The following is a 7,379-nucleotide window of genomic DNA, read 5'->3' on the forward strand; positions in this document are numbered from 1 at the left end:
CCACTCCTGGGCTGTACTCCGACACCGTGAGTGAGCTCGTCGCGAGCATCTGCAATCACAACGAAAACTAGCCCCCACATCCCTGAAGGATCACGAAACGGTTACACCACTCCACGGGACTTGACCGAACGCGGAGGTCCGCGCCGATCCACACCTGCGGTGGTACTTCCACGGAAAGAAGTAAGAGCAATTGCCTAATAACTCGTCCCAGGATGGGAACATTGCGCGCGCGGATCAGCCTCACGATCATCTCGCGAGCGTACCGTGGGGCGATCCTCGTCTGGATGCCCCTGGGGTTTCCTGGGGCGCCAGGAGTCGACTGGACACGAGGCGCGAAGTGAGTCCCATCCCTCGATTTTTCCGGCATTCGCGCTGATTCGGGCCCGGTCTGCGTCGCATCGCGTTACTAGGTCGCGACTCTATAGCGTATGATCGACCATTGGTGCCTGCGCCCTGCTGGCCTGACACCGCGAACGTGAGCCCTCCACTGGCGTGTTCGACCGGCATCCCGAGCGAACCACCCCGGAGTGGGATTCACGAACTCCTCCGTTCGAATCAATGAAAGCAGCACTACTGTGACGCGCACGTACACCCCCAAGGCTGGTGAGATCACCCGTGAGTGGGTGGTCATCGACGCATCCGACGTCGTCCTCGGCCGCCTCGCCTCGCACGCTGCCACGCTCCTGCGCGGCAAGCACAAGCCCACCTTCGCGAACCACGTCGACACGGGCGACTTCGTGATCATCATCAACGCCGACAAGGTGGCCCTCACCGGCCAGAAGCTCGAGCAGAAGAAGGCCTACCGCCACTCGGGCTACCCGGGCGGCCTCAAGTCGGTCACCTACGCCGAGCTCCTCGAGAAGAACCCGGTGCGCGCCGTTGAGAAGGCCGTCCGCGGCATGCTCCCCAAGAACAGCCTGGGTCGCCAGCAGCTGTCCAAGCTCAAGGTCTACGCCGGTGCCGAGCACCCGCACGCGGCCCAGCAGCCCACCACGTACACCTTCGACCAGGTCGCCCAGTAAGCGCCGCAGAGAAGAACAAGGATTATCTGATGGCGAAGATCGCTGACTCCCTCGACCAGACTCCCGAGAACTACTCGACCGAGACGCCGGCTGCCGCCGAGGCCGCCCCGGCTCGCCCCGTCCTCTCCGTCCCCGGCACCGCTGTGGGCCGTCGCAAGCAGGCCATCGCCCGCGTGCGCCTGGTTCCCGGCTCGGGAACCATCACGGTGAACGGCCGCACCATCGAGGACTACTTCCCCAACAAGCTGCACCAGCAGCTCATCAACGACCCGTTCACGGTCCTCGGCCTCGCCGGTGGCTACGACGTGATCGCCCGCATCTCGGGTGGTGGCCCCTCGGGCCAGGCCGGCGCCCTGCGCCTCGGCATCGCGCGTGCCCTCAACGAGATCGACGCCGAGAACAACCGCCCGACGCTCAAGAAGGCCGGCTTCCTGTCGCGTGACGCTCGCGTCAAGGAGCGCAAGAAGGCTGGTCTCAAGAAGGCGCGCAAGGCTCCCCAGTACTCGAAGCGTTAATCCTTCGATGGCACTGTTCGGGACGGACGGTGTGCGGGGCCTCGCAAACGGCCCCCTCACCGCCGATCTCGCGCTCACCCTGGCCCAGGCGACCGCGGTCGTCCTGGGCCAGGGTCGTATCGCCGAAGCCCGCCGCCGCAGCGGACGCCGCCTCACGGCCGTCGTCGCACGCGACCCGCGGGTCTCGGGTCACTTCCTCAGCGCAGCCGTCGCCGCAGGACTCGCCTCCTCCGGCGTCGACGTGCTCGATGCCGGCGTTCTGCCGACCCCTGCCGCCGCGTTCCTCGTCGGTGACATCGACGCCGACTTCGGCGTCATGATCTCGGCCTCGCACAACCCGGCACCCGACAACGGCATCAAAATCTTCGCCCGTGGCGGCGTCAAGCTCCCCGACGTGGTCGAGCAACGCATCGAAGAAGCCATGGCCGGCCCCAAGCTCGCCCCCACCGGGGGAGCAGTCGGCCGCATCAGCCGCTTCGCCGACGCCGAAGACCGCTACGTCGTGCACCTGCTCGCATCCCTGCGCACCAGCCTCCGTGGCCTGCACGTCGTGCTCGACTGCGCCAACGGTGCCGCATCTGGCGTCTCACCCGAGACGTTCCGGGATGCCGGAGCCAAGGTCACCGTCATCGGTGCCGACCCCGACGGCATGAACATCAACGACGGTGTCGGTTCCACACATCTCGACAAGCTCGTCGCCGAAGTGCTCCGCACAGGCGCCGACCTCGGCATCGCCCACGACGGTGACGCCGACCGCTGCCTCGCCGTCGACGCCGACGGCCGCATCATCGACGGCGACCAGATCATGGCGATCCTCGCCGTGTCGATGAAAGAGCGCGGGCTGCTGAAGGACGACACGCTCGTCGCGACCGTGATGAGCAATCTCGGTCTGCATCGCGCGATGGCGGCCCACGGCATCCACCTCGAAACGACCGCCGTCGGCGACCGGTACGTCCTCGAGCGCATGAACGAGGGCGGCTTCTCGCTTGGCGGCGAGCAGAGCGGCCACGTCATCATGAGCGACTACGCCACCACCGGCGACGGGCTGCTCACCGGCCTGCACCTCGCCGCAGAGGTCGCCCGTCAGCGCAAGCCGCTGTCAGAGCTCGCGAAGGTCATGACCGTGTTCCCGCAGGTGCTCATCAACGTCAAGGGCGTCGAACGCTCGCGAGCGACCGACCCCGACGTGGTGTCGGCGGTCGCTGAAGCTGAAGCCGAACTCGGCGATTCGGGGCGGGTGCTGCTGCGCCCGTCGGGGACCGAGCCGCTCGTACGTGTCATGGTCGAAGCGGCGTCGGAGGCCGACGCGCAACGGGTTGCCGAGCGGCTTGCGGGGGTCGTGCGGGGCTGAGGTTGGGGCGTGCGATTACCGCCCCAACGAGGATGCGGACTACCTCGCCGGACCGCTCCACTCCGAGCCGACGCTAGGACAGCGTCGCGCGATCCTTGGCGTTGTGTCATGATGACGCCGACCGTTCTTAACTTGGGGAAAGGATCGGTCCGCATGGGGTTTTTCACCGAGAGTCGAGTGTCGGGTCACTGCGTCGCGAACTTCGATTTAGGGCGACCACACACGATGTCATTCACTTTTGACCCGCCGGGAGTAGGGCGCGTGTGGCGGCTTAGTGCCGCGCCTGGTTATCTCACCAATCGACCGCCTCACGGCTTTGCTCCCGGTCCGAACTCTCCCGCGGAGGCCATCACGCGCTGGGTCTTCCTCCGCTTTTTGGTGGCCGTCACGAACTTGGTTCCAAGCGTGCGCGATGCAGACGAGGAGGAGTTCAATTCGTCTCTAGACCTCGTGACCGTGAACGGGCGGAGTGTCGGCGTGGCGAGCTGCCACCTCTTGTACAAGGCTTCCGAGTGGGAGCGTGCCCGCCGAACCGCGCGGTCGGCTTCGGGAGACGATCCCACGACGCCCTAATTCGCATCGATGCGTAGGTGGCTGCAGCCGCCCGCCAAGACGGGTGACGGAACAACCAGTGCCTCTTTGTCAGCGCCCTGCGACCCCGCCAGCGGCGGCGTGCTCGGCATCCTGCTCGGGAACGCCTGATCAGCGGATCGCCTCGCCGCATCCGCATCGGCCGTCGCCGTGCGCAGCGATGTCCCCGAGCGCGGCCAGCACCGCGGCGTGCAACTCCTCCGGCGTCCATTCGGCGAGAGGGCGCCTCTGCACCCGCGCACCGACGATCCCGCAGGCCGAGCGCGGGATGTTGCGCGTCTCATCGCCGATGTGCCCCACCCACCAGGGGAAGACGGCGAGGTCGTTGCCGGACACCCGGAACCGCGCCACGCCCTCGACCCGCTCGTTGAACGTGACACCCTTGCCGCCCTGGTTCACGCGCACCGTGCGCAGATAGCCACCGAGGCTCTGCTCCGGGCGCACCGTGGACACACCGTCGCGGGCGCTCCGCCGCGCCCTCCCCGTGAGGTGCTCCGCGTAGGCGGAAAAGAACTCCGCCACGCCCGGCGCCTTCGCATGGTCCTGTGCGAGTATGCGCGGCGCGTGATCCAGCACGTAGGACAGCGTCCGCACCAGCTCCGAGGACGAGCGTGACCGTTCCTCGAACCGTGTCGTCAACCTGCCGAAGACATGGGATGCCGCCGGTGCCGGCGCCGAGCTCCTCAGCCCCGCCACGTACGCGGCGAGCCGCGCATGCGGCGCTCGTCTCTCGGCATCCGCAGGTTCGATCTCGTCGGCCACCGCCAGCAGCAGGTCGGCGAACCGCACCTGCGCGGGCTTCGGCTCAGCGGCATCCGTGAAGAAGAGCCCCGCGATGCGCTCGTCCGCAGGTCCCGCACCGCGTCGGTCGACGTCGGCCACGAAGTCGTCGATCACGGCGTCGACCCGCGACGCCACCTTGCGCGTCTCCCGTTCCGCCGCGATCACGTCGACGAAATCGCCGTACGTCAACGCGGTCCACCCCTCGTCGTCGGGTTGCTCGGCGACCTCGGTCAGGAACACGAACACGTGCTGCCACCCGGCATACGCCGACGTGATCCACTCGCGGTATCGGCGCAGCTGCTCATCGTGCGCGCTCGAGGCGAGTTTGCTCTCGATCGCGATCACGACCCGGTTCGCATGATCGACGACCGTGATGTCGATGCGCCCCGCGAGTGCGGCGTCCGAGGCGCGGGGGGCCGGCGTCTCGATGCCCGTCCGCACCCGGCGTACGCCGACCACGGGCTGCTCGCCCGGCCCCGCCCACACAGCGGCGATCAGCGAGTTGACCACCGCGGCATCCAACCCGTGGTTCTCGGTCGGGTCGAGCAGCCAACGCACCACCCGGTTGTACCGGTTCTCGTAACTCTGCTCGCCGTAGTGGACGATGCTCCAGAAGTTCGCCGGCGGCAGGGCGCGCCGCTCGATCGCCGGCTCGTCGAGCAGTGCGAGCAGGGCATCGGCGAGGTCATCGGCGCGGGGGTCGGGTTCGGTCATCAGAAGCCTTTCGGTGAGGGTTCAGCGCACGGCGTCGTGCGCGGCGATGCGGTTGTCGGCGTCAGTCGTCGGCGAGGGCGGTGACGAGGGGGCGGTCGCCCCGCGTTCGGACAGGGTCTTCTCGACGCCCTTCCATTCGCCCGGCGGAACGTGCGCCTCCCAGAGGACGAGGTCGCTCTGCCCCTCCTTCTTCGCCCCGAACCTCACGCCGACGTCATGGGCGATCGCGCCCGCGCCGTTCGTGATGACGACACCCTGGTCGTCGGCATCCGACCGCGCGAGCCACGCCACGAGGGACTCGGCCTTCTGTCGTCGATCCCGCCGCGGCTGCCAGGCGACGGCCAACACCACCGTGACGCCGAGCACGAGGGCGTTGAGGAACGGGCCGAGGAGCCCGCCGAACGTGTCGCCGACCGCCCCCGTCCGGTCGCTCCAGTGCTCTTCGCCGGGAGCGGCGGCGGCCTGGAACGCGGCGACGATCGACGCCGCCATCGTCAGAAGCAGGGCCGTGCTGAGGGCGGCGATCAGGACCCAGAGAGCGATACGCCCGGTGAGCCACACCCACCGCCGGTCGCGCAGGCGGATGCTGTCTTCGTCGATCATGCGAGTTCTCCTCGTCGTCTCTGCTGCGCGGGTGTGTCGTCGGGAGGCGGACGCGCGCGGAGCGGCAGGCGGGGCGAACACCCGCCGTCGGTGCGACGTTAGGGTCCGGCGGGGGCGGGGACGGGTGGGAATGCGGAACCCGGACGATTCCGAACACCCCTGCACGACGGTGGGCCGGTCGGTTATCCACAGCTTGACGAACACATGTACGAATGTCGGAGGTGTGTGGCATCGTACAGATATGCCATTCGCGACGACGCTGCGAGAGAGTGTCGAGGGCCTCACCGCCCTCGATGCGCTCGACGTCGACGCGTCTGACCTGGCGGCATCCGTCGGTCGTCTCGATGACGACACGGTGAGGACGCTCATCGCCCGCGCGGGGCGGGTGGCCCGTGAGATCGGTGTGCTGCAGGCGGTGCTCGCCGGTGTCGCGGCGCAGCGATCGAGCCGCGAGCGGGGAAGCGGTGGGCTCAGCGCCGAGACCGGGCATCGCACGCCGGTCGAGATGATCCAGGCGACCACCGGCATCACGCGCGCCGAGGCGACGCGCGCCGTGCGAGTGGGGGAGGCGCTGATGGGCTCGGGGGATGCCGGGTGGCACGGCGCGCTCGATCGGCTCCTCTACGACGGGGCGCTGTCGTCGGCGCAGTACGGGGCGATCCTGACGGGGCTCGGTGATCCGCCGACGCTCGGTCTTGCAGCGGCGTGGGCCAGGGCAGCCGAACGGCTCGCGGACGAGGCCGACCAGTGGTCGGTGGAACAGCTCACCGCGCAGGCGCGCACACTGCGCGACATGCTCGACCCCGCCGGGGCCGAGGAGCGGTTCGCGCGGCGCTTCGAGCGCAGGTCGTTCCGGCTCTGGACCGACGGCGACGGGTTCTCCCGAGGATCGATGGTCTTCGACGACGAGATGGGGCCGTGGATGCGGAGCGTCCTCGACGCCGCCCTGCGCCCCCGCCGCGGCGGGCCCAGGTTCATGACCGACGCCGAACGCGCCGAGGCCGCCGCGCTCGTCGACGACGCGCGATCGAACGAACAGCTCTCGTACGACGTGCTCGTCGACGTCCTGCGTGCGGGCGCGCTCGCCACCGCGAAAGACGTGTTCGGAGCGCGTGAACCCGGCGTCCGCGTCATCGTCACCGAGGCGCCCCGCGACGGCCTCGGGCGTCACGGAGCGACCGGGATCGTCGAGGACGGCGGCTCAGCCCTGCCCGGCTCGGTCGTCGACCGCGCGCACTGCACCGGCGGCCGCATCCGCATCGAAGTGGATGCCGCCGGCACACCCCTCGCCGTCGGACGTGACGAGCGACTGTTCACCCGCGCGCAGCGGGTCGCGCTCGCCGCCCGCGACGGGGGATGCCTCTGGCCCGGGTGCGAGCGACCGCCGTCGTACTGCGAAGCGCACCACAGCATGCCGTGGTCCGAGGGTGGGAGGACCGACACCGACGAGGGCGTGCTGCTCTGCCGGTTCCATCACCTGCTCCTGCACAACAACGGGTGGCGCATCGAGCGGGTCGAGGCCGGATTCGTGTTGCACGCTCCGCCCGGCAGCGGGCGGGAGCCCGTGCCACTCCGGTCGAAATCGCCGCTGCGGTGGCTGTGGGATCCGCCGCCCGACCGTACCGGATGGCGCACCGCCGGGGTGCAGGCGCGGGCGTCGTGAGGAGATGCGGTGTGCGGGGGCCCGGGATGCGGCGCGGGTACGCGCGGGATAATGCGGCGTGCGGCGTGCGGCGTGCGGCGTGCGGCGTGCGGCGTGCGGCGTGCGGCGTGCGGGGTGCGGCTTGCGGTGCGGCGGCT

6 protein-coding genes are annotated in these 7,379 nt (G+C 69.2%); 4 read left to right on the plus strand and 2 right to left on the minus strand.

Translation table 11 applies throughout. The annotated features are described in order from the left end of the window. Positions 1–575: 575 nt before the first annotated feature. Genes rplM through glmM form a run of 3 tightly spaced genes read left to right on the plus strand, consistent with a single transcriptional unit; the run spans position 576 to position 2,888 of the window. Entirely contained in the window at positions 576–1,022 is a 447-nt protein-coding gene (gene rplM / locus NH287_RS14310) for a 50S ribosomal protein L13 (protein ID WP_253036147.1), read from the plus strand. A 29-nt stretch (positions 1,023–1,051) separates the two neighbouring features. After that, positions 1,052–1,537, plus strand: coding sequence for a 30S ribosomal protein S9 (gene rpsI, locus NH287_RS14315; RefSeq protein WP_253036148.1), 486 nt, complete (start codon positions 1,052–1,054; stop codon positions 1,535–1,537). 7 nt (positions 1,538–1,544) lie between these two features. Further along, positions 1,545–2,888, plus strand: a complete 1,344-nt coding sequence (gene glmM / locus NH287_RS14320) for a phosphoglucosamine mutase (protein WP_253036149.1) — start codon at positions 1,545–1,547, stop codon at positions 2,886–2,888. A gap of 702 nt (positions 2,889–3,590) precedes the next feature. On the opposite strand, the gene NH287_RS14325 is transcribed toward glmM, so the two are convergent. Next, the gene (locus NH287_RS14325) at positions 3,591–4,976 is read right to left on the minus strand and encodes a PD-(D/E)XK nuclease family protein (RefSeq protein WP_253036150.1); all 1,386 of its coding nucleotides are present in this window, start codon (positions 4,974–4,976) and stop codon (positions 3,591–3,593) included. 21 nt (positions 4,977–4,997) lie between these two features. Further along, positions 4,998–5,579, minus strand: coding sequence for a hypothetical protein (locus tag NH287_RS14330; RefSeq protein WP_253036151.1), 582 nt, complete (start codon positions 5,577–5,579; stop codon positions 4,998–5,000). Positions 5,580–5,820: 241 nt separating this feature from the next. On the opposite strand from NH287_RS14330, the gene NH287_RS14335 reads away from it, so the two are divergent. Beyond that, a complete protein-coding gene (locus tag NH287_RS14335; RefSeq protein ID WP_253036152.1) occupies positions 5,821–7,242 on the plus strand; it encodes an HNH endonuclease signature motif containing protein in 1,422 nt (473 codons plus the stop codon). The last annotated feature ends 137 nt before the right edge of the window (positions 7,243–7,379 follow it).

The organism is Microbacterium sp. CnD16-F, from assembly GCF_024124465.1.
GTDB lineage: Bacteria > Actinomycetota > Actinomycetes > Actinomycetales > Microbacteriaceae > Microbacterium > Microbacterium gawkjiense.

Bases quoted from the DNA above. Each gene is read 5' to 3' on its own strand.
- rpsI (WP_253036148.1), top strand. From the start codon at position 1,052: ATGGCGAAGATCGCTGACTCCCTCGACCAGACTCCCGAGAACTACTCG.
- glmM (WP_253036149.1), top strand. From the start codon at position 1,545: ATGGCACTGTTCGGGACGGACGGTGTGCGGGGCCTCGCAAACGGCCCC.
- NH287_RS14325 (WP_253036150.1), bottom strand. From the start codon at position 4,976: ATGACCGAACCCGACCCCCGCGCCGATGACCTCGCCGATGCCCTGCTC.
- NH287_RS14330 (WP_253036151.1), bottom strand. From the start codon at position 5,579: ATGATCGACGAAGACAGCATCCGCCTGCGCGACCGGCGGTGGGTGTGG.
- NH287_RS14335 (WP_253036152.1), top strand. From the start codon at position 5,821: ATGCCATTCGCGACGACGCTGCGAGAGAGTGTCGAGGGCCTCACCGCC.